A 22,731-nucleotide genomic window follows, 5' to 3' on the forward strand; every position below is an offset into this window, starting at 1 on the left:
ATATTGAAACCTGTCGCCAATCACGGCCCCATTTCGAACTACGCTCAACCCCGCACATGAACTCTATTGGGCGTATCACGTCTGATAGGAGGAAATGCGCCCCGACTCGCGTTAAACTGCGCGGGTTTTTAGCCCCCCCATTCCACCGGAGCCGTCCATGTCCCGCGTTACCTTGAGTCGCTATTTGATTGAGCAGACCCGCAGCAACAACACTCCTGCCGATCTGCGCTTCCTGATCGAAGTGGTGGCGCGTGCTTGCAAGGAAATCAGCCACGCCGTCTCCAAAGGCGCCCTGGGTGGTGTTCTGGGCAGCATGGGCACCGAAAACGTTCAGGGCGAAGTGCAGAAGAAGCTTGACGTGTTGTCCAACGAAATCCTGCTTGAAGCCAACGAGTGGGGCGGTCACCTGGCCGGCATGGCGTCCGAAGAAATGGACAATGCCTACCAGATCCCGGGCAAATACCCGAAAGGTGCCTATCTGCTGGTATTCGACCCGCTGGACGGTTCGTCGAACATCGACATCAACGCGCCGGTCGGCACCATCTTCTCGGTACTGCGTTGCCCGAACGAATACCTGAGCCAGAACGAGCCCTTGAATGAAAAGGCTTTCCTGCAGCCAGGTACCCAGCAAGTGGCCGCCGGTTATGCCATTTATGGTCCCCAGACCATGCTGATCCTGACCCTGGGCGACGGCGTGAAAGGTTTCACCCTGGACCGCGAAATGGGCAGCTTCGTCCTGACCCATGAAGACATCACCATTCCTGAAGCCACCCAGGAATTCGCCATCAACGCCTCCAACCAGCGGCACTGGGAAGCGCCGGTACAACGCTACGTCAGCGAATTGCTGGCGGGCGAAGAAGGGCCGTTGAAAAAGAACTACAACATGCGTTGGGTCGCTGCAATGGTCGCCGACGTGCACCGTATCCTGACCCGTGGTGGTCTGTTCATGTACCCACGCGACAGCCGCGAGCCGTCCAAGCCGGGCAAGCTGCGTCTGATGTACGAAGCCAACCCGATGTCGTTCCTGATTGAACAGGCTGGCGGCGCTTCCACCGATGGCCACCAGCGCATCCTCGACATCCAGCCGGAAGGCTTGCACCAGCGTGTTGCGGTGTTCCTCGGTTCGAAAGAAGAAGTTGCCCGCGTTACGGCTTACCACAAGGAATAAACCATGAGCGCGCCCTGGCAGCCGTTGCTTCAATGGTGGTTCGGATCTTTCGAATCCCCCAACGAAATAGCGGCTGACAAGGGCACGTTATGGTTTGGCAAGCGCGACAGCCAGGACCTCGAAGCGCGGACGCGTTTCGGGGGCCAGGTCGAGCAGGCACTGGCCGGCGAATTGACCGAATGGGCGCAATGCCCCGAAGGTTGGCTGGCTCTGGTGCTGTTGCTCGATCAACTCCCGCGCATGATCTATCGCGACACACCCAAAGCCTTTTCAGGCGATCTCAGGGCTCAGGCACTGGTGGCGCAAGGCATTGCTGCGGATTTCGATCGGCAACTACGACCGATCCAGCGGGTGTTTATCTATCTGGTGTTCGAACACTGCGAAAATCTGGCCGTGCAGAACGAAGCGGTTTCGCGGTTTCTCGATCTGGTTGAACAGCAATCCGGGGCGGATCGGGCGGTGTTTGCCGACAACCTGGATTATGCCGAGCGGCATCAGAAAATCATTGCGCGGTTTGGCCGGTTTCCCCATCGCAATGCGGTGTTGGGGCGTGAATCTACGGTTGAGGAAATTGAGTTTCTTTCAGGGCCTGGATCCCGCTTCTAGCTTTGATCGTTCCCACGCTCCGCGTTGGAATGCAGCCCGGGACGCTCCGCGTCCCTTTCAGAGCCGAACGCGGAGCGTCCGTTGAGGCATTCCCACGCAGAGCGTGGGAATGATCAGTGACAGGCAGTTAAATCCTGAAACTACCCACCAACTGCTTCAACCGCGCCGCCTGCTGCTCAAGATCAGCACATGCACGCAAGGTCGACTGTAAATTCTCCACGCCTTCCTGGTTCAGCGTGTTGATCTCGGTGATGTCGACGTTGATCGACTCCACCACCGCGGTTTGCTCCTCGGTCGCGGTGGCCACGGACTGGTTCATCCCGTCGATTTCCCCGATGCGCTGGGTCACGCTGCCCAGGCGTTCGCCGGCCTGGTTGGCGATGCCGACGCTGCTTTCGCTCTGGCGCTGACTATCAGTCATGGTGCTGACCGCTTCCCGGGCGCCGACTTGCAGTTCTTCGATCATCTTTTGCACTTGCTGCGCCGAATCCTGAGTGCGGTGGGCGAGGTTGCGCACTTCATCGGCAACCACCGCAAAACCTCGACCGGCTTCACCGGCACGGGCCGCTTCGATGGCCGCGTTGAGCGCCAGCAGGTTGGTTTGCTGGGAAATGCTGGTGATCACTTCCAGAATCTGGCCGATGTTCACCGTGTTGCTGTTCAGGGTTTCGATGTTGGCGCAGGAATCGCTGATTTTTGCCGATAGCTGCTGCATGGCTGCGATGGTTTTATCCACCACTTGCTGGCCATCTTCGGCCAAGGCGCGGGCGTCGCTGGAATGTTGCGAGGCGAGGGCGGCGTTCTGGGCGATTTCCTGGGCGGCGGCACCCAGTTCGTTGATGGCGGCAGCCACGCTGCTGGTGCGTGAGGCTTGCTGATCGGAGTTGAACATCGACGAGTTGGAGGCCGCGACCACGCGCAAGGCGACTTCATTGACCTGGCCGGTGGCCGAGGACACTTCACGGATCGAGGTATGTATGCGTTCCACAAAACGGTTGAACGAGGTGCCCAGCGCACCGAACTCATCCTGGCCGTGAATGGTCAGGCGCCTGGTCAGGTCGCCTTCGCCCTCGGCGATGTCATGCATGGCGCGGCCCATGGTCAGCAGCGGTTGCATCAGCACACGGATCAACATGCTCAGCAACGCGATGATGATCACTACGGCGATAACCATGGCGATGATTGCCGAGGTACGAAATTCGCTGAGCATCGAGAACGCGGTATCTTTATCCAGCACCAGCGCCACGTACCAGTCTGCCGACGGCACACCGTTGACGTGGGTGAAGGAGATGAACCGGGTTTTGCCGTCCAGTTCGACCTCTTTCAGGCCGGGGCTGATCTTCGGCGCTGCGTTGGGGTAAGCGTCGGCCAGGTTCTTGAGCACCAGTTTGCTGTCTGGGTGGATCAGGATCTTGCCATCGGCGCTGACGATAAACGCATGGCCATGACCGTCGAAGTTCAGCGAGTTGATGATCGCGCTGACGCTGGACAGATCAATGTCTGCACCGGCGACGCCAATCATTTGATTCTGGTGCTTCACCGGCGTGGCAACGGTCATCACCAGTTTGCCCGACGATGCCGCAATGTAGGGTTCGGTGACGATGGTCTGTTGCGCATTGTTGGCCGCCTTGTACCAGCCCCGAGCACGCGGGTCGTAGTCCGCGGCGCGATTGCCGGCCGGGACCGAGAACATCACGCCATCGATGCCGCCGAAGTAGCTCAGCTGGAAGTTGCCGGTGTAGGCCGGCAGGTCGATGGCGCGCTTGAGATTGGCCTGGGCGCTGCCGTCCACGGCGATTTGCTGGGCCAGCGATTGCAGCAATTGAATGCGGCTTTCCAGCCAGGTCTGAATGTTGCTGGTAGTCAGGCTGCCGAGTTCCTGCATTGAAGACTCGGTACTGCTGCGCAGGGTCTGCCGCTGGCGGTAATCGTTGAACAGGATGAAACAGACGAATGCAACGGCCACCACAAGGGCGGCCGCCAACAGGATTTTGTGGCTGAATTTCATGTTTCTGGTCATTAAATGAGCTACCGCGAAGGGCTGATCAACAAGGGTGTCAATTTGCCGCAGTGGAAGGCTTTGCGCTGTTTCTATGTCGACTGGCCAGCGCCAAAGATTAGGCGGCTTCTGCGAAAACCGACGAAATATTCAGTGGCGGAAAAAAGTGGCTGATTTATCGTCAAACGGCTGACGGATGGCCAAACAAATAGCCGCAGGGTCAGGGAACCAGAGAGGGGTTTTCTCTTCTAAGCTTCAGCTTGGCAGCCATGCCATTCCCTACGCCCCAGGAGTTACACCATGTCGCTGCGATCTATCGCCTTGCTCTCGTTCTGCGTGTTGTTGGCAGCGTGCGGCAAGATCAATCAGGAAAATTATTCGAAGCTGTCGACCGGCATGCCCAAGGCCGAGGTTGAAACCTTGCTGGGCAAACCGACCGATTGCTCGGGTGCGCTCGGCATGTCCAGTTGCACCTGGGGTGACAAAAACAGCTTTATCAGCGTGCAGTATGCCGGTGACAAAGTGCTGATGTTTTCTGGCCAAGGCCTGAAGTAAACCGGGGCTATTCGCCCACGGGAGAAAAAAATAATGAAGCGGTTACTGATCGTTCTTTTTGCCAGCCTGGTATTGGCCGGCTGCGCCACTTCTGGCGTAGATCCATTGGCACCCAAGACCGTCAACACGGTCAACCTCAAGCGTTACCAGGGAACCTGGTACGAATTGGCGCGGCTGCCGATGTATTTCCAGCGCAACTGCGCGCAATCCGAGGCCCATTACACCCTCAAGCCTGACGGTGACATGGCGGTGTTGAACCGCTGCCTGACGTCGGATTGGCAATGGGAAGAGGCCAAAGGCACGGCTTATCCACAGGTACCCGGCAAGGCCGACAAGCTGTGGGTCGAGTTCGATACCTGGTTCTCACGACTGATCCCGGGTGTGGCGAAGGGGGAATACTGGGTGTTGTACGTCAGCGATGATTACAAGACCGCGATTGTCGGCGACCCGAGCCGTCGTCACCTCTGGCTGCTGTCACGCACCCCGACGGTCAATGGTGTCGTGCGAGAAGAGCTGCTGAGCAAGGCGCGTCAACAGGGTTATGACACGACGCGACTGATCTGGCGCGCGTCGGATTCGCAGATGGCCAAGACTTCCAACTAGCGGCGCGACCGAAAAAAGATCGCAGCCTGCGGCAGCTCCTACAGAGTCCGTGTTGATCCGCATTATTGCGATCAACCGGATCAATGCAGGAGCTGCCGAAGGCTGCGATCTTTTGCTTTTTCGGTTAACCGAGCAGTTCGCGCAGCACCCGGGTAAACGCCCGGTTACTCTCTTCTTCATCGGCATGTCGCCCGTCGCGCACAACCCACTGGCCGTTGACCAGCACATCCCGTACCTGACGGTCACCACCGGCAAACAGCCAACGATTGAGAATCCCGTCGCCACTGGCCGTCGCCAGGTACGGATCGTTACCGTCCAGCACCAGCCAATCCGCACGCTTGCCCACTTCCAGCGCGCCAATCGGTTGTCCCAGCGCCTGGGCACCGCCATCCAGCGCGGCGTTGTACAGTGTGCGGCCAACCATCGGCTGATCCGCGCCATACAAACGATTACGCCGCTGATCGCGCAAACGCTGGCCGTATTCCAGCCAGCGCAATTCTTCCACCACGCTCAACGACACATGGCTGTCGGAACCGATGCCCATGCGCCCGCCCTGCGCCAGGAAATCCACCGCCGGAAAAATCCCGTCGCCAAGGTTGGCTTCGGTGGTCAGGCATAGACCCGCGATGGCGCGGCTCTCGGCCATGAGCGTGACTTCTTCCGGCTTGGCGTGGGTCGCATGGACCAGGCACCAGCGCTGATCGACCTCGGTGTTTTCGTACAGCCATTGCAGCGGACGGCGACCGCTCCAGCTCAGGCAGTCATCGACTTCCTTCTGCTGTTCGGCAATGTGAATGTGCACCGGGCACTGCTGGTCGCTGGCGGCCAGTACTTCGCTGATCTGCTGCGGTGTTACCGCGCGCAACGAGTGGAAACACAAACCCAGCGACTGCGCCGCTTGCCGGGCCAGGATCGGCTGCAAGCGCGACTGAAGTTTGAGGTAGTTTTCCGTGCTGTTGATAAAGCGGCGCTGACCTTCGTTCGGGTCCTGGCCACCAAAACCGGAGTGGCTGTAGAGCACTGGCAGCAGGGTCAAGCCGATACCGGCGGAGCTGGCCGCCTGGCTGATGCGCAGCGCCAGTTCGGCTGGGTCCGCGTAAGGCTGGCCGTTGGTGTCGTGGTGTACATAATGAAATTCCGCGACCGAGGTGTAACCGGCCTTGAGCATTTCGATGTACAGCTGACGGGCGATGACGCCGAGTTGGTCCGGGCTGATTTTTCCGACGAGCCGGTACATCAAATCGCGCCAGGTCCAGAAACTGTCATTCGGATTGCCCGCCACTTCCGCCAGCCCGGCCATGGCGCGCTGGAAGGCGTGGGAATGCAGATTCGGCATCCCCGGCAGTAGCGGACCGCTCAACCGTTCGGCGTCATCTGCGTGAGAATCGGCCTGAATATGGGTCAGCACGCCATCGGCGCTGACCTCAAGACGTACATTGTTGGCCCATCCACTAGGCAGCAGCGCGCGTTCGGCAAAGAAGGCGGACATGGTTCAGCACCCCATCGTGTGTTATTTGTATATACATATACAGACGTTTGCCTGCTCGGTAAACTCCGGCAAGCTAGCAATCTCTAATAGATGAACAAGGATTAACCGTGCCGACTCCCTCTGCCACATTGCCGCCGAATGCCCATCTGAGCGCCAATCTGGGCGACAGTCCGGCGCCCTTGTACGCCCGCGTCAAACAGATGATCACCCAGCAGATCGACAGTGGAAACTGGCCGCCGCACTACCGCGTTCCGTCGGAAAGCGAGTTGGTCAGCCAGCTGGGTTTCAGCCGCATGACCATCAACCGCGCCCTGCGCGAGATGACCGCCGATGGCCTGTTGGTGCGTATGCAAGGCGTCGGAACATTCGTCGCCGAACCGAAAAGCCAGTCCGCCCTGTTTGAAGTGCACAACATTGCCGACGAAATTGCCTCCCGTGGCCATCGCCATACGTGCAAGGTGATCACCCTCGAAGAAGAGGCCGCCGGTTCCGAGCGCGCCCTGGCGCTGGACATGCGTGAAGGGCAGAAAGTGTTCCACTCGCTGATCGTGCATTTCGAAAACGATATTCCGGTGCAAATCGAAGACCGTTTCGTCAACGCACTGGTGGCGCCGGAGTACCTCAAGCAAGATTTCACCTTGCAAACGCCTTACGCCTATCTCAATCAGGTGGCGCCGCTGACCGAAGGCGAGCACGTGGTCGAAGCGATTCTCGCCGAGCCGTCCGAATGCAAATTGCTGCAGATTGAAAAGGGCGAGCCGTGCCTGCTGATTCGTCGCCGCACCTGGTCCGGTCGTCAGCCCGTGACCGCCGCCCGTTTGATCCACCCCGGTTCCCGTCATCGTCTGGAAGGACGGTTCCACAAATAAAGAGCCATAAATAAAGAGCCCTAATGAGCCAGTTGAAAGTTTTACGCGCAGCAGATTACCCGCGCATGCCGTGGAAAAACGGCGGCGGCAGCACCGAAGAAATCACCCGTGATAGCGGCGTGGGCCTTGAGGGTTTTGGCTGGCGCCTGTCGATTGCCGACATCGGCGAGTCAGGCGGGTTTTCCATCTTTGCCGGCTATGAGCGAGTGATCACCGTGCTGCAAGGCGAGGGCATGACCTTGCGCGTCGAGGGTCAGAACACGCGGCCATTGTTACCGCTGGACCCGTTTGCTTTCAGTGGCGAGAGCCATGTGTTCTGCACATTGCTCGGCGGGCCGATTCGCGATTTCAACCTGATTTATGCGCCGGACCGCTACCACGCGCGCTTGCAATGGCTGGAGGGCGAACAACGGTTTTTCAGTTCGGCCGGCACCGTGCTGGTGTTCAGCGTTGCTGAACAGCTTGAAGTGACGGTTGATAGCAGCGCTTCTCAGCTAGGACGCCATGATTGCCTGCAACTGGACGGTAATGTTGGCCTGCTGGATATCTCCAGCAATGGCCAGTGCTGTGTGATCGAGCTGATCGCACGCTGATCGAGAATCCTTAAAAGATCGCAGCCTTCGGCAGCTCCTACATTTGATCGTGTTCACCGCAAATTTTTTGTGGATGGCATGAACGTGTAGGAGCCGCCGAAGGCTGCGATCTTTTGCTTTTCAGCGTTTCCCATTGCGCACCACTTTGTTACCGAACGCCCCAGCGTGGCGCAAAACCACGCTCAAGTAACAACTCCACGCCCTTCGCAAAATCCCCCAGAAAAATTTCATCTTCGCCAGAACCCTTGATTCAGGCGCTCTCCAGCCATGTTCAAAATTTTTCTTGAACACCCATTCAGCAAGTTGGCCGCTTGATTGCATATGCTTGTATGTACAAGTAAAGACGTATGCGTATGAGTCGATTCGAGACTCCTCGCAACGTCCACTGATTCGCTTGTGTCGCGTTGACGCGCACAGGCTGGCTTACCCACCGCCAGGGTTGGTTTGGATTGATCGCTGAGGAGTCTTTTTCGTGACTGACAATACCCAGAAACCTACTAAATACCGCAATGTAGATATCCGTGCCGCACGCGGTAACAAGCTGACCGCCAAAAGCTGGCTGACTGAAGCGCCGCTGCGCATGCTGATGAATAACCTCGACCCGGAAGTCGCCGAGAACCCTAAAGAACTGGTGGTTTACGGTGGCATCGGTCGTGCGGCACGTAATTGGGAATGCTACGACAAGATCGTCGAAAGCCTGACCAACCTGAACGACGACGAGACCCTGCTGGTGCAATCCGGCAAGCCGGTCGGCGTGTTCAAGACCCACAGCAACGCCCCGCGCGTGCTGATCGCCAACTCCAACCTGGTGCCACACTGGGCGAGCTGGGAACACTTCAACGAACTCGACGCCAAAGGCCTGGCCATGTACGGCCAGATGACCGCTGGCAGCTGGATCTACATCGGCAGCCAGGGCATCGTCCAGGGCACCTACGAAACCTTCGTCGAAGCCGGTCGCCAACACTACAACGATAACCTCAAGGGCCGTTGGGTCCTGACCGCAGGCCTGGGCGGCATGGGCGGCGCTCAACCATTGGCCGCAACCCTGGCCGGCGCTTGCTCGCTGAACATCGAATGCCAGCAGGTCAGCATCGATTTCCGTCTGAACAGCCGTTATGTCGATGAGCAAGCCACCGACCTCGACGACGCGCTGGCCCGCATCGCCAAATACACCAAGGAAGGCAAGGCGATTTCCATCGCTCTGCTGGGCAACGCGGCTGAAATCCTGCCGGAACTGGTCAAGCGCGGCGTGCGCCCGGACATGGTCACCGACCAGACCAGCGCCCACGATCCACTCAACGGTTACCTGCCAGCCGGCTGGACCTGGGAAGAGTACCGCGCTCGCGCCAAGACCGAGCCTGCTGCCGTGGTCAAAGCCGCCAAGCAGTCCATGGCTGTGCACGTCAAAGCGATGCTCGACTTCCAGAAAATGGGTATTCCGACCTTCGACTACGGCAACAACATCCGTCAGATGGCCCAAGAAGAAGGCGTTGAAAACGCGTTCGACTTCCCGGGTTTCGTCCCGGCTTACATCCGTCCACTGTTCTGCCGTGGCATCGGCCCGTTCCGTTGGGCTGCGCTGTCGGGCGATCCGCAAGACATCTACAAGACCGACGCCAAAGTAAAAGAACTGATCCCGGACGACGCCCATCTGCACAACTGGCTGGACATGGCCCGCGAGCGCATCAGCTTCCAGGGTCTGCCGGCACGTATCTGCTGGGTTGGCCTGGGCCTGCGCGCCAAGCTGGGTCTGGCGTTCAACGAAATGGTGCGCAGCGGTGAATTGTCCGCGCCAATCGTGATCGGTCGCGATCACCTGGACTCCGGCTCTGTTGCCAGCCCGAACCGCGAAACCGAATCGATGCAGGACGGTTCCGACGCCGTATCCGACTGGCCACTGCTCAACGCTCTGCTCAACACCGCGAGCGGCGCGACCTGGGTTTCCCTGCACCACGGCGGTGGCGTCGGCATGGGTTTCTCCCAGCACTCGGGCATGGTGATTGTCTGCGACGGTACAGACGAAGCGGCCGAGCGTATCGCTCGCGTGCTGCACAACGACCCGGCTACCGGTGTCATGCGTCACGCTGATGCGGGTTACCAGATCGCAATCGACTGTGCCAAGGAGCAGGGCCTGAACCTGCCGATGATTACCGGTAAATAACGCGGAACCCTGTAGGAGCTGCCGCAGGCTGCGATCTTTTGATCTTGATCTTCGGCGTCAATAACGACGCCAAAAGATCGCAGCCTCGTTTCACTCGACAGCTCCTACAGGGATTGAGTTAACCCAATAACAATCCACAGAGGTTGAATCATGGCTGTTAATGACGATCGTGCAGGCAGTAAACCGTTGATCGAGAAACGTTCGATCGACTACATCCCGGAAGCGGAGAGACACGGTCGTCTGTTGAGCCAGTTCACCCTGTGGATGGGGGCCAACCTGCAAATCACCGCGATTGTCACCGGGGCCCTGGCCGTGGTGTTGGGCGGTGACGTGTTCTGGTCGTTGATCGGTCTGTTGATCGGTCAACTGCTCGGCGGTGGCGTAATGGCGCTGCACGCGGCGCAAGGGCCCAAGCTTGGCCTGCCACAGATGATCTCCAGCCGGGTACAGTTTGGCGTGTATGGCGCGGCCATCCCGATCGTGCTGGTGTGCCTGATGTATCTCGGCTTTACCGCAACCGGCACTGTGCTTTCCGGCCAGGCACTGGGCCAGTTATTTGGCGTCAGCGACAGCGTCGGGATTCTTATCTTCGCCAGTGTCATCGTGCTGGTCACGGTGCTCGGTTACCGGGTGATCCACTTCATCGGCCGTGTCGCCAGCGTCATTGGCGTGATTGCCTTCGTTTACCTGTTCAGTCGCCTGATGAGCCAGACTGACGTTGGCGCACTCCTGCAAATCCGCCACTTCAGCTGGAGCAGCTTCCTGCTCGCGGTGTCGCTCGCGGCGTCCTGGCAGATTGCCTTCGGCCCCTACGTGGCTGACTACTCACGCTACCTGCCGAGCAGCACGTCTTCGGTGAAAACCTTTTTCGCCGCCGGCGCCGGTTCGGTTATCGGTGCACAGGTAGCAATGATCCTCGGCGTGTTTGCCGCCGCCATGGCCAACGGGCAATTCGCCGGCCACGAAGTGGCTTACATCGTTGGTTTGAGCGGCAGCGGTGCCACCGCCGCACTGCTGTACTTCAGCATCGCGTTCGGCAAGGTCACCATTTCCACGCTGAACTCCTACGGCAGCTTCATGTGCATTGCGACCATCATCAGCGGTTTCCGGGGTGACTTGCGGGTAACGCGCTTGCAGCGTCTGGTCTTCGTACTGGTCATCGTCGGCACTGCGACCCTGATCGCGTTGCTCGGTCAGCACTCGTTCCTCGGTGCGTTCAAGTCCTTCATTCTGTTTTTGCTGGCTTTTTTCACGCCCTGGAGCGCGATCAACCTGGTGGACTACTACTGCATCACTCGCGAGCGCTATGACGTGCCGGCGCTGGGTGATCCGAACGGTCGCTACGGCCGTTGGAACCCGCTCGGTATCAGCGTCTATGTCTTCGGCGTGCTGGTGCAATTGCCGTTCATCGCTACCAAGTTCTATACCGGTCCGCTGGTGGACGCTCTGGGTGGCGTGGATATTTCCTGGATCATCGGCCTGGTGCTTCCCGCAGCCCTGTATTACGTGTGCGCGAAAAAATGGCACAGCGCCGTACCCGATCAACTGATCCTGCCGGTCGAGCAGGACAGCGATGTACAACCTGAAACAAGCAGGGCCGGTCGCGCTGCGGCGCAGGCCTGACTGGACGTGGACAGGGCTGGATGCCTCTTGACTGCCGTAAGCCAACTTATGATTAGGAGCGTCAAACAATGAAATCGAACAAGACCCTGCTGACCACATTGCTTTCAATGGGCCTGCTGGCCAGTGCCGGCGCCACGCAGGCGGCGGGCTGGTGCGAATCGGGCAAACCGGTGAAATTCGCCGGCCTGAACTGGGAAAGCGGCATGCTGCTGACCGACGTGATGCAAATCGTTCTGGAGAAAGGCTACGACTGCAAGACCGACAGCCTGCCAGGCAACTCCATCACCATGGAAAACGCCCTGAGCAGCAACGACATCCAGGTGTTTGCCGAAGAGTGGGTCGGTCGTAGCGAAGTCTGGAACAAGGCCGAGAAGGCCGGCAAGGTTGTCGGTGTCGGCGCTCCGGTGGTTGGCGCGATCGAAGGCTGGTACGTGCCGCGTTACGTGATCGAAGGCGATGCCAAGCGCAAGCTGGAGCCAAAAGCCCCGGACCTCAAAGCGATCGCCGATCTGGGCAAATACGCTGCCGTGTTCAAGGATCAGGAAGAGCCATCCAAGGGCCGTTTCTACAACTGCCCGGCCGGCTGGACCTGTGAGCTGGACAACAGCGAAATGCTCAAAAGCTACGGTCTGGAAAGCACCTACACCAACTTCCGCCCAGGCACTGGCCCGGCGCTGGATGCGGCGGTGCTGTCGAGCTACAAGCGTGGCGAACCGATCCTGTTCTACTACTGGTCGCCAACCCCGCTGATGGGCCAGGTGGACCTGGTCAAGCTCGAAGAAAAGCCAGGCGTGGACAAGAGCGTGACCATCAAGGTCGGCCTGTCCAAGACCTTCCACGAACAGGCCCCGGAACTGGTGGCCGTGCTGGAAAAGGTCAATCTGCCAATCGACCTGCTCAATCAGAACCTCGGGCGCATGGCCAAAGAGCGGATCGAATCGCCAAAACTGGCCAAGATGTTCTTGAAGGAACATCCTGAAGTCTGGCACGCGTGGGTGAGCGAAGACGCAGCCAAAAAGATCGACGCGGCCTTGTAGGTCGAGTGTCTCCGGCTGTCGGCAACGGCAGTCGGATGCTTGATCGCAACCCTTTGATTGAGAGTCTTTTTATGTTTCCCGAAAGCTTTACTTTTTCCATCGCCGACTGGGTCAACAGTTGGGTCGATTCGCTAGTCACTAACTACGGCGATGTGTTCCGCAGCATTTCCGACACCCTGCTGTGGGCCATCGTCAATCTCGAAGGGCTGCTGCGTGCGGCGCCCTGGTGGCTGATGCTGGCGATCGTGGCGGGCGTTGCCTGGCACGCGACCCGCAAAGTCGTGACCACGTCGGTCATCGTCGGGCTGCTGTTCCTGGTGGGGGCGGTCGGCCTCTGGGACAAGCTGATGCAGACCCTGGCATTGATGATGGTGGCGACGGTCATCTCGGTGCTGATCGGCATTCCGCTGGGTATTCTCTCGGCGCGCAGCAATCGCCTGCGTTCGGTGCTGATGCCGCTGCTGGACATCATGCAGACCATGCCGAGCTTCGTGTACCTGATCCCGGTGCTGATGCTGTTCGGCCTGGGCAAGGTCCCGGCAATTTTCGCCACGGTGATTTACGCTGCGCCGCCGCTGATCCGCCTGACCGATCTGGGTATTCGCCAGGTTGACGGTGAAGTGATGGAAGCGATCAACGCCTTCGGTGCCAATCGCTGGCAGCAACTGTTTGGCGTGCAACTGCCGCTGGCCCTGCCGAGCATCATGGCCGGGATCAACCAGACCACCATGATGGCCCTGTCGATGGTGGTCATCGCCTCGATGATCGGTGCCCGTGGCCTGGGTGAAGATGTGTTGGTGGGGATTCAGACCCTCAACGTCGGACGTGGGCTTGAGGCCGGTCTGGCGATCGTGATTCTGGCAGTGGTCATCGACCGCATTACTCAGGCGTATGGTCGGCCACGGCATGAGGTGAGCAAATGAGCAACGAAGCCATCAGTAAGATTGAAGTCAAAAACGTCTTCAAGATTTTCGGCAACCGTTCCAAAGACGCGCTGGAAATGATTCGCCAGAAGAAGACCAAGGACCAGGTCTTGGCCGAAACCGGTTGTGTGGTCGGCGTGAACGACCTGTCGCTGAGCATCGGTACCGGCGAGATCTTCGTGATCATGGGCCTGTCGGGTTCCGGCAAGTCGACCCTGGTGCGCCACTTCAATCGCCTGATCGACCCCACCAGCGGCGTGATCCTGGTAGACGGCGTGGACATCCTGCAATACGACATGGAAGCCCTGCGCGAATTTCGTCGGCACAAGATCAGCATGGTGTTCCAGAGCTTCGGCCTGTTGCCGCACAAGACCGTGCTGGATAACGTCGCCTACGGCCTGAAGGTGCGTGGCGAAAGCAAGCAGATGTGCGCCGAGCGTGCGTTGCACTGGATCAACACCGTGGGCCTCAAAGGCTACGAAAACAAATACCCGCATCAGCTGTCTGGCGGTATGCGCCAGCGTGTGGGCCTGGCTCGCGCCCTGGCGGCGGACACCGACATCATCTTGATGGACGAAGCCTTCAGCGCCCTCGACCCGCTGATCCGCGCCGAAATGCAGGACCAGTTGCTGGAGCTGCAAAAGACCCTGCACAAGACCATCGTTTTCATCACCCACGACCTGGACGAGGCCGTGCGCATCGGCAACCGCATCGCGATCCTCAAGGATGGCCGCCTGATTCAGGTCGGCACACCACGAGAGATCCTGCATTCGCCGGCGGATGAGTATGTGGACCGGTTTGTACAGCGGCGGGCTGCGGTGGTTTAAAGATCGATCGTTCCCACGCTCTGCGTGGGAATGCATCCCGTGACGCTCCGCGTCAAACATGCGCAGGGCTTGAGCCTTGCGCTGACAAAGGGACGCAGAGCGTCCCAGGCGGCATTCCCACGCAGAGCATGGGAACGATCAAGTTCAAGAGGTTGAAGATGTCCCAGGCTGAAAAAATCGTTATCGCCGACGCCCCGTTGCGTTGGCAGGATGTGGTTGCCGTCGCTCGCCATGGCGCACAGCTTGAGCTGTCACCACAGGTCTGGGCGCGGATCGAAAATGCCCAGGCGATCGTCCAGCGCATCGTCGCCAGCGGCGAGCGTGCCTACGGCGTCAATACCGGTCTGGGCGCCCTGTGCAACGTCTCGCTCAAGGACGAACAACTCAGCCAGTTGTCGCGCAATACCTTGCTCAGTCACGCCTGTGGCGTTGGCGCGCTGTTGGCCAATGAACAGACCCGCGCGATCATGTGTGCCGCCATCGTCAATTACAGCCAGGGCAAATCCGGCATTCATCGGTCAGTGGTCGAAGCGCTGCTGGCGTTGCTCAACCGGGGTATTACTCCGCAAGTGCCATCCCAGGGCTCGGTTGGCTACCTGACCCACATGGCCCACGTCGGGATCGCGCTGCTGGGTGTCGGCGATGTCAGTTATCGCGGGCAGATTGTCTCGGCGCAGCAAGCCCTGGCCGAAGAAGGTCTGCAGCCGGTGCAACTGGGCGCTAAAGATGGCTTGTGCCTGGTCAACGGCACGCCCTGCATGACCGGTCTCAGTTGTCTGGCACTTGCCGATGCGACGCGTCTGGTGCAGTGGGCCGATGTGATCGGTGCCATGAGCTTCGAAGCCCAGCGTGGCCAGATTGCCGCGTTCGACGCCGAGATCATCGCGCTCAAGCCTCATCCAGGCATGCAGCAGGTCGGCATCAACCTGCGGGCGTTGCTCGATGGCAGTGAAGTGATTGCCGGCAGCAAGGGCATTCGCACTCAAGATGCGCTGAGCATCCGCTCGATCCCGCAAGTCCACGGCGCGGCGCGCGATCAACTTGAGCACGCGAAACAGCAGATCGAAACCGAACTCAACTCGGTCACCGACAACCCGATGCTGCTGGGCACGCCGGACAACTTCCGCGTGATGTCCCAGGCCAACCCGCATGGCCAGTCAGTGGCATTGGCGGCGGATTTGCTGGCGATCGCCATGGCCGAAATCGGCTCCATCGCCGAGCGTCGGCTGGACCGCTTGATCAACCCGCACGTCAGCGGTCTGCCGGCGTTTCTGGTGGCCAATCCCGGGGTGAATTCCGGGATGATGATCGTCCAGTACGTTGCCGCGTCCCTGTGTGCGGAAAACCGTCAACTGGCGCAACCGGCGGTGCTCGACAACTACGTGACTTCGGGCTTGCAGGAAGACCACTTGAGCATGGGCACCCATGCGGCGCTGAAGCTGCATCGCGCGTTGGAAAACTGCACGCAGATCCTCGCCATTGAATATTTGCTGGCGTCCCAGGCTTTTGAATTCTTGAAAGAGCAACGTTTTGGTACTGGCACCGATACCGCATGGCGCCTGCTGCGTGAGCGGGTTCCGGCCTACGACCAGGACCGCTGGCTGGCACCGGACATTGCTGCCGCTGCCGGTGTTTTGAAAGACCCGATTTTGTTGCACAAGGCGTTACCGAACCTGAACTGATTTCTACATAAGCCAGCGTGCCAAGGCGCCATCCGCCCAAAAGGCGGAAAGCGACGGACAACGGATATTTCCGGAGCGTGTGGCTAGTTAATAACAAACTCTCAAAAGGAGCACAAAATGACTGCGCTTAACCTGATCCCCGGCCAACTGAGCCTTGCCCAACTGCGTGATGTTTATCAGCAACCGGTCAAAATCACCCTCGACCAAAGCGCTGCGGCGCAAATCGAAGCCAGCGTTGCCTGCGTGGAACAGATCCTCGCCGAGAACCGCACCGCTTATGGCATCAACACCGGTTTCGGCCTGCTGGCTTCGACCCGCATCGCCAGCGAAGACCTGGAAAACCTCCAGCGTTCGCTCGTTTTGTCCCACGCCGCCGGTGTCGGCGAGCCGATCAGCGACGCACTGGTTCGACTGGTCATGGTGCTCAAGGTCAACAGCCTGAGCCGTGGTTTCTCCGGCATTCGTCGCGTGGTGATCGACGCGCTGATCGCACTGATCAACGCCGAGGTGTACCCGCACATTCCATTGAAAGGTTCGGTCGGTGCCTCCGGCGACCTGGCGCCCTTGGCGCATATGTCGCTGGTGCTGCTGGGCGAAGGCAAGGCGCGCTACAAAGGCGAATGGATGGAAGCCACCGAAGCGCTGAAAGTCGCCGGCCTGACCCCGCTGACCCTGGCTGCCAAAGAAGGTCTGGCACTGCTCAACGGTACTCAAGTGTCCACCGCTTACGCTCTGCGTGGCTTGTTTGAAGGCGAAGACCTGTTCGCCGGTGCCGTGGCGCTGGGTGCCCTGACCGTCGAAGCGGTACTGGGTTCGCGCTCGCCGTTCGACGCCCGCATTCACGCCGCTCGTGGCCAGAAAGGCCAGATCGATGCCGCTGCCGCTTATCGCGATCTGCTGGGCGAGCGCAGCGAAGTGTCCGACTCGCACCAGAACTGCGAAAAGGTCCAGGACCCGTACTCCCTGCGCTGCCAGCCGCAAGTCATGGGCGCCTGCCTGACCCAGTTCCGCCAGGCTGCCGAAGTATTGGCCATCGAAGCCAACGCCGTTTCCGACAACCCGCTGGTGTTCGCCGCTGAAGGTGACGTTATCTCTGGCGGTAACTTCCACGCCGAGCCGGTGGCCATGGCCGCCGACAACATGGCCCTGGCCATCGCCGAAATCGGTTCCCTGAGCGAGCGCCGCATCTCGCTGATGATGGACAAGCACATGTCGCAACTGCCGCCATTCCTGGTGGCCAATGGTGGCGTGAACTCCGGCTTCATGATCGCCCAGGTAACCGCGGCGGCATTGGCCAGCGAGAACAAGGCGCTGTCTCATCCGCATTCGGTGGACAGTCTGCCAACTTCCGCCAACCAGGAAGACCACGTGTCCATGGCGCCTGCTGCCGGCAAGCGCCTGTGGGAAATGGCGGAAAACACGCGCGGGGTTCTGGCGGTCGAGTGGCTCGCCGCGGCCCAAGGGCTGGATCTGCGCGAAGGTCTGAAGACCTCGCCGAAACTGGAAAAGGTCCGCGCCATCTTGCGTGCCGAAGTGCCGTTCTATGAGAAGGACCGCTTCTTTGCACCGGACATCAATGCGGCGAGCGAGTTGTTGGCGACGCGTTGCCTGAGCGATCTGGTGACGGCGAAGTTGCTGCCTAGCCTGTAACGGCTCCTTCTCTGATGATCGTTCCCACGCCTCCGCGTGGGAATGCCTCTTGGGACGCTCCGCGTCCAGTGACGCAGAGCGTCACGGGGCTGCATTCCCACGCAGAGCGTGGGAACGATCAGGTCGCCAATAAAAATAATTAGGGACGAGCAATGCAACAGCCAGCAAAGGGTTTGAAACGCGGGCTCTCTGCCCGACATATTCGCTTCATGGCACTGGGGTCGGCGATCGGCACCGGGCTGTTCTACGGTTCTGCTTCGGCCATTCAAATGGCCGGGCCTGCGGTACTGCTCGCTTACCTGATCGGTGGCGCGGCGGTGTTCATGGTCATGCGCGCCCTCGGCGAGATGGCGGTGCACAACCCGGTGGCCGGCTCATTCGGCCAGTACGCCAGCACCTATCTAGGGCCGATGGCGGGCTTCATCCTCGGTTGGACCTACGCGTTTGAAATGGTCATCGTCGGCATGGCCGACGTCACCGCATTCGGCATTTACATGGGCTTCTGGTTTCCGGAAGTCGATCGCTGGATCTGGGTCCTGGGCATCGTTTCGGTGGTCGGCGGCTTGAACCTGTGCAACGTCAAAGTCTTTGGCGAAATGGAGTTCTGGCTGTCGCTGCTCAAGGTCGCGGCCATCGTTGCGATGATCCTGGGTGGCTTCGGCATCATGCTGTTCGGCATCAGTACCGCACCCGGTGCCCAGGCGACCGACATCAGCAACCTCTGGAGCCATGGCGGCTTCATGCCCAACGGCGTTGGCGGCCTGATCGCTTCGTTCGCCGTGGTGATGTTTGCGTTCGGCGGCATTGAAATCATCGGCGTAACGGCTGGTGAGGCCAAAGACCCACAGCGCGTGCTGCCCCGGGCGATCAATGCCGTACCGTTGCGTATTTTGTTGTTCTACGTGCTGACGATGCTGGTGCTGATGTCGATCTTTCCGTGGCAGCAGATCGGCAGTCAAGGCAGCCCGTTCGTGCAGATTTTCGACAAACTGGGTATCAGCTCGGCGGCGACCATCCTCAATATCGTGGTGATCTCGGCGGCGGTGTCGGCCATCAACAGTGACATCTTCGGCGCGGGTCGCATGATGTATGGCCTGGCTCAGCAAGGGCACGCCCCCAAAGGCTTTGCCCGCTTGTCGCGCAATGGTGTGCCGTGGCTGACGGTGGTGGTGATGAGCAGCGCGCTGCTGCTGGGCGTGTTGCTGAACTACCTGATTCCGGAAAACGTCTTTCTGTTAATCGCCTCCGTTGCGACCTTTGCCACGGTGTGGGTGTGGCTGATGATTCTGTTCACCCAGGTGGCGATGCGTCGTTCCATGAGCGCCGAGCAGGTCGCACAACTGAAGTTCCCGGTGCCGTTCTGGCCCTATGCGCCAATGGCGGCGATTGCTTTCATGCTGTTCATTTTCGGCGTGCTGGGCTATTTCCCGAACACCCAGGCGGCGTTGATCGTCGGCGTGGTCTGGATCGTGTTGCTGGTGCTGGCCTACCTGACGTGGGTGAAACCGGCGGCAGGCCAGGCCGCATTGGTGGCGCGGGACCCTGATTTTTCTCATCGATAACCTAACGGAGGCCAGGATGAAAACGCTCTGGCAACACTGCCACGTCGCAACCATGGCGCAAGGCGTCTACTCGATCATCGAGGATGCAGCCATCGTGACGTCCGGTGCGCACATTGAGTGGATTGGTCCACGCGGCGAACTGCCGCCGGGCGAATACCCGGCGGTCAATGACCTGAACGGAGCTTGGGTGACACCGGGCCTGATCGACTGCCACACCCACACAGTGTTTGGCGGTAATCGCAGCGGCGAATTCGAACAACGACTGCAAGGCGTCAGCTACGCGGAAATAGCAGCGGCCGGCGGCGGTATCGCCAGCACCGTGCGCGCTACCCGCGCCGCCAGCGAAGACGAGTTGTTCGCCAGCGCCGCCAAGCGTCTGAAAAGCCTGATGCGCGATGGCGTCACCAGCATCGAAATCAAGTCCGGTTATGGCCTGGACCTGGCTAACGAACGCAAGATGCTTCGGGTCGTTCGTCGTCTCGGCGCCGAACTGCCAGTCAGCGTGCGCAGCACCTGCCTGGCCGCCCACGCTTTGCCGCCGGAATACACAGACCGCGCCGATGCTTACATCGATCACATCTGCACTGAAATGCTCCCGGCCCTGGCTGCCGAAGGGCTCGTGGATGCAGTGGACGCTTTCTGTGAATACCTGGGGTTTTCGCCGGAACAGGTCGAACGGGTTTTCGTCGCCGCGCAGAACCTCGGTTTGCCGGTGAAACTGCACGCCGAGCAATTGTCGTCGCTGCACGGTTCGAGCCTGGCGGCGCGTTACCACGCATTGTCCGCCGATCATCTGGAATTCATGACCGAAGACGACGCCATCGCCATGGCCAAGTCCGGCACGGTCGCGGTGTTGTTGCCCGGTGCGTTCTACTTCCTTCGGGAAACCCAATTGCCGCCGATGGAAGCCCTGCGCAAACACGGCGTGAAAATGGCCATCGCCAGCGATCTCAATCCGGGCACTTCGCCGGCACTGTCGTTGCGCTTGATGTTGAACATGGCCTGCACCTGTTTGCGCATGACCCCGGAAGAGGCCCTGGCTGGCGCGACGATTCATGCCGCCACCGCGCTGGGCATGGCCGAGACTCATGGTTCGCTGGAAGCCGGCAAAGTCGCAGACTTCGTCGCCTGGCAGATTGATCGACCCGCCGACCTGTCGTACTGGCTGGGCGGCGACCTGGAAAAACGCGTCGTGCGTCACGGCGTCGAAACGAGCGTTTAGGAGAGTGGTTGTGGATAAGGTTCTGAACTTCAAACAAGGCCGCGTGCCGCTGCTGATCAGCATGCCCCACGCCGGCTTGCGTCTGACCCCGGCAGTCGAAGCCGGGTTGATCCCCGACGCGAAAAGCCTGCCCGATACCGACTGGCACATCCCCCGGCTTTACGAATTCGCCGCCGAACTGGGCGCCAGCACCCTGGCCGCCGAGTACTCGCGGTTTGTCATCGACCTGAACCGACCGTCCGATGACAAACCTTTATATGTCGGCGCCACCACTGGTTTGTACCCCGCGACGCTGTTCGACGGCATTCCATTGTTCCGCGAAGGGCTGGAGCCATCGGCTGCCGAACGGGCGACTTATCTGGAGCACATCTGGACGCCGTATCACCGCACCTTGCAGGAAGAGCTGGCACGACTGAAAGCCGAATTCGGCTACGCGCTGCTGTTCGATGCACACTCGATCCGCTCGATCATCCCGCACCTGTTCGACGGCAAGCTGCCGGACTTCAACCTCGGCACCTTCAATGGCGCCAGTTGCGATCCCCGGTTGGCCACTCAACTGGAAGCCGTCTGCGCACGGCATGGCGATTACAGCCATGTGCTGAACGGTCGCTTCAAGGGCGGTCACATCACCCGGCATTACGGCAACCCGGCCGAGAACATCCACGCTGTGCAACTGGAATTGGGTCAGTGCACGTACATGGAAGAGTTCGAGCCATTCCGCTATCGCCCGGATTTGGCGGCGCCGACGCAAGTGGTGCTCAGGGAATTGCTGCAAGGGTTATTGGCTTGGGGGCAGCAACGTTACAAAGCATAAGATCAAAAGATCGCAGCCTGCGGCAGCTCCTACTGATCGTTCCCACGCTCCGCGTGGGAATGCCTCCAGGGACGCTCCGCGTCCAGTGACGCGGAGCGTCACGGGCTGCATTCCCACGCAGAGCATGGGAACGATCGATTGAGACAGTCGCCACCGTGCAAAACACGGTCGCTACAGTTCGCTTTTACCCTCTCGACGCTGCGTAATGTTCCGGGCACGGTGCACAAAGACACCGGCCCGACAATAATCCGCTGCCGTACGAGAACCTTCCCAATGAAAAGACTGTTCACCCGCTGTCTCTCAATCCTCTGCGGCACGACTATTCTGAGCACCAGCGTTCTGGCCAGTGACGACCCGTCCTGCAAGACCGTACGCATGGGCGTGGTCAACTGGACCGACGTCATCGCCACCAGCGGCATGGCCGATGTGTTGCTCAATGACCTTGGCTACGAAAGCAGGCAAACCAGCGCCGTGCAGCAAATCATCTTCGCCGGCATCCGCGACAAGCGCCTGGACATCTTCCTTGGTTACTGGAAGCCGGCGATGGATAAGAACATCGCCCCGTTCGTGGCCGCCAATCAAGTGAAGGTCATGGAAAAACCGAGCCTGGCCGACGCCCAGGCGACGCTTGCGGTTCCTGACTACGTGGCCGCGGCAGGTTTGAAAACCTTCAGTGATATCGAGAAATTCAAAGACCGCCTCGGCGGCAAGATCTACGGCATCGAGCCGGGCAGCGGCGCCAACACCACGATCAAAACCATGATCGAGACCAATCACTTTGGCTTGAAGGACTTCAAGCTCATCGAATCCGGTGAGGCTGGCATGCTTGCCGCCGTTCAGCGGGCGGTCAATCGCAAGGAGTTCGTGGTGTTCGTCGGCTGGACCCCGCATCCGATGAACATCAACATGAACGTCACTTACCTGACCGGTAGCGAAGACGTCTATGGCCCGAACGAGGGCGCGGCGACCGTCTCCACCGTGACGGCACCCGACTACGCCGAGCGCTGCCCGAACGTGAACCGCTTGCTGGCCAACCTGACCTTCACCGCTGCCCAGGAAAGCCAGTTGATGGTGCCGATCATGGAGCGCAAGACGCCACAGGATGTCGCCAGGCAATGGCTGCGTGATCATCCTGAAGATCTTCAGCGCTGGCTGGCAGGTGTCAGCAGTTTTGATGGCAAGGACGGTGTGGCTACCGTTCAGGCTCGTTTGAAGAACTGACTGGTCGAGCGGGATCACTTTGGCGAGGGGGGCGCAGAACTTGTGGGAGCGTGGGGGGGGGGGGGCGGGGGGTGGAACCGGGAAAAAAAAAAAAAAACCGAGGGAGATTTAGGGCGCCGGCCCCCCC

The 22,731-nt window shown here is 59.8% G+C and carries 19 protein-coding genes and 1 pseudogene; 17 read left to right on the top strand and 3 right to left on the bottom strand.

What is annotated here, in order from left to right:
- Positions 1 to 157: 157 nt before the first annotated feature.
- Positions 158 to 1,168: a class 1 fructose-bisphosphatase gene (locus tag FHW68_RS14995; protein WP_095633426.1), complete on the top strand. Its 1,011-nt coding sequence runs from the start codon at positions 158 to 160 to the stop codon at positions 1,166 to 1,168.
- Between the two features lie 3 nt (positions 1,169 to 1,171).
- Positions 1,172 to 1,774 (top strand): DUF924 family protein, encoded by a 603-nt coding sequence (locus FHW68_RS15000; protein WP_095633427.1) that lies wholly within the window; start codon positions 1,172 to 1,174, stop codon positions 1,772 to 1,774.
- A gap of 127 nt (positions 1,775 to 1,901) precedes the next feature.
- On the opposite strand, the gene FHW68_RS27515 is transcribed toward FHW68_RS15000, so the two are convergent.
- Entirely contained in the window at positions 1,902 to 2,666 is a 765-nt protein-coding gene (locus tag FHW68_RS27515) for a methyl-accepting chemotaxis protein (RefSeq protein WP_371916218.1), read from the bottom strand.
- Positions 2,667 to 2,759: 93 nt separating this feature from the next.
- A pseudogene (locus FHW68_RS27520) lies at positions 2,760 to 3,794 on the bottom strand (cache domain-containing protein); the annotation flags it as partial.
- Between the two features lie 279 nt (positions 3,795 to 4,073).
- Between FHW68_RS27520 and FHW68_RS15010 the strand changes: the two are divergent.
- Together FHW68_RS15010 and FHW68_RS15015 are read left to right on the top strand one after the other, a co-directional pair.
- Positions 4,074 to 4,328: a hypothetical protein gene (locus FHW68_RS15010; protein ID WP_007907841.1), complete on the top strand. Its 255-nt coding sequence runs from the start codon at positions 4,074 to 4,076 to the stop codon at positions 4,326 to 4,328.
- 33 nt (positions 4,329 to 4,361) lie between these two features.
- A complete protein-coding gene (locus FHW68_RS15015; protein WP_095633429.1) occupies positions 4,362 to 4,931 on the top strand; it encodes a lipocalin family protein in 570 nt (189 codons plus the stop codon).
- Between the two features lie 124 nt (positions 4,932 to 5,055).
- Here FHW68_RS15015 and FHW68_RS15020 read toward each other — a convergent pair whose 3' ends face one another.
- The gene (locus FHW68_RS15020) at positions 5,056 to 6,420 is read right to left on the bottom strand and encodes a formimidoylglutamate deiminase (protein WP_183681057.1); all 1,365 of its coding nucleotides are present in this window, start codon (positions 6,418 to 6,420) and stop codon (positions 5,056 to 5,058) included.
- Positions 6,421 to 6,620: 200 nt separating this feature from the next.
- On the opposite strand from FHW68_RS15020, the gene hutC reads away from it, so the two are divergent.
- The 13 genes from hutC to FHW68_RS15085 all read left to right on the top strand — a co-directional run bounded on the left by hutC (position 6,621) and on the right by FHW68_RS15085 (position 22,604).
- Entirely contained in the window at positions 6,621 to 7,289 is a 669-nt protein-coding gene (hutC, locus tag FHW68_RS15025) for a histidine utilization repressor (RefSeq protein ID WP_232252242.1), read from the top strand.
- 23 nt (positions 7,290 to 7,312) lie between these two features.
- Positions 7,313 to 7,882, top strand: a complete 570-nt coding sequence (locus FHW68_RS15030) for a HutD family protein (RefSeq protein WP_095633432.1) — start codon at positions 7,313 to 7,315, stop codon at positions 7,880 to 7,882.
- A gap of 472 nt (positions 7,883 to 8,354) precedes the next feature.
- The gene (gene hutU, locus FHW68_RS15035) at positions 8,355 to 10,043 is read left to right on the top strand and encodes a urocanate hydratase (RefSeq protein ID WP_095633433.1); all 1,689 of its coding nucleotides are present in this window, start codon (positions 8,355 to 8,357) and stop codon (positions 10,041 to 10,043) included.
- Positions 10,044 to 10,193: 150 nt separating this feature from the next.
- Positions 10,194 to 11,666, top strand: a complete 1,473-nt coding sequence (locus tag FHW68_RS15040; RefSeq protein ID WP_183681060.1) for a cytosine permease — start codon at positions 10,194 to 10,196, stop codon at positions 11,664 to 11,666.
- A 68-nt stretch (positions 11,667 to 11,734) separates the two neighbouring features.
- Positions 11,735 to 12,703 carry an ABC transporter substrate-binding protein gene (locus FHW68_RS15045; protein ID WP_183681062.1) on the top strand — a complete coding sequence of 323 codons (969 nt, stop codon included), beginning with the start codon at positions 11,735 to 11,737 and terminating at the stop codon, positions 12,701 to 12,703.
- Between the two features lie 71 nt (positions 12,704 to 12,774).
- Positions 12,775 to 13,626 carry a proline/glycine betaine ABC transporter permease gene (locus tag FHW68_RS15050; protein WP_030129253.1) on the top strand — a complete coding sequence of 284 codons (852 nt, stop codon included), beginning with the start codon at positions 12,775 to 12,777 and terminating at the stop codon, positions 13,624 to 13,626.
- Positions 13,623 to 14,453: a glycine betaine/L-proline ABC transporter ATP-binding protein gene (locus FHW68_RS15055; RefSeq protein WP_095633436.1), complete on the top strand. Its 831-nt coding sequence runs from the start codon at positions 13,623 to 13,625 to the stop codon at positions 14,451 to 14,453. The genes FHW68_RS15050 and FHW68_RS15055 overlap by 4 nt, the downstream gene beginning before the upstream one ends.
- 158 nt (positions 14,454 to 14,611) lie before the next feature.
- Positions 14,612 to 16,135: a histidine ammonia-lyase gene (hutH, locus tag FHW68_RS15060; protein ID WP_183681063.1), complete on the top strand. Its 1,524-nt coding sequence runs from the start codon at positions 14,612 to 14,614 to the stop codon at positions 16,133 to 16,135.
- Between the two features lie 117 nt (positions 16,136 to 16,252).
- The gene (gene hutH / locus FHW68_RS15065; protein WP_183681065.1) at positions 16,253 to 17,785 is read left to right on the top strand and encodes a histidine ammonia-lyase; all 1,533 of its coding nucleotides are present in this window, start codon (positions 16,253 to 16,255) and stop codon (positions 17,783 to 17,785) included.
- Between the two features lie 152 nt (positions 17,786 to 17,937).
- Positions 17,938 to 19,347, top strand: a complete 1,410-nt coding sequence (locus FHW68_RS15070) for an amino acid permease (RefSeq protein ID WP_183681067.1) — start codon at positions 17,938 to 17,940, stop codon at positions 19,345 to 19,347.
- A gap of 16 nt (positions 19,348 to 19,363) precedes the next feature.
- Entirely contained in the window at positions 19,364 to 20,569 is a 1,206-nt protein-coding gene (hutI, locus tag FHW68_RS15075) for an imidazolonepropionase (RefSeq protein ID WP_183681069.1), read from the top strand.
- A 10-nt stretch (positions 20,570 to 20,579) separates the two neighbouring features.
- Complete coding sequence (gene hutG / locus FHW68_RS15080; protein ID WP_095633442.1) at positions 20,580 to 21,383, top strand: N-formylglutamate deformylase; 804 nt, start codon at positions 20,580 to 20,582, stop codon at positions 21,381 to 21,383.
- Between the two features lie 273 nt (positions 21,384 to 21,656).
- Positions 21,657 to 22,604, top strand: a complete 948-nt coding sequence (locus tag FHW68_RS15085) for a choline ABC transporter substrate-binding protein (RefSeq protein WP_095633443.1) — start codon at positions 21,657 to 21,659, stop codon at positions 22,602 to 22,604.
- Positions 22,605 to 22,731 lie beyond the last annotated feature (127 nt).

This window comes from Pseudomonas sp. Tn43, from assembly GCF_014192635.1.
Classification (GTDB): Bacteria; Pseudomonadota; Gammaproteobacteria; order Pseudomonadales; family Pseudomonadaceae; genus Aquipseudomonas.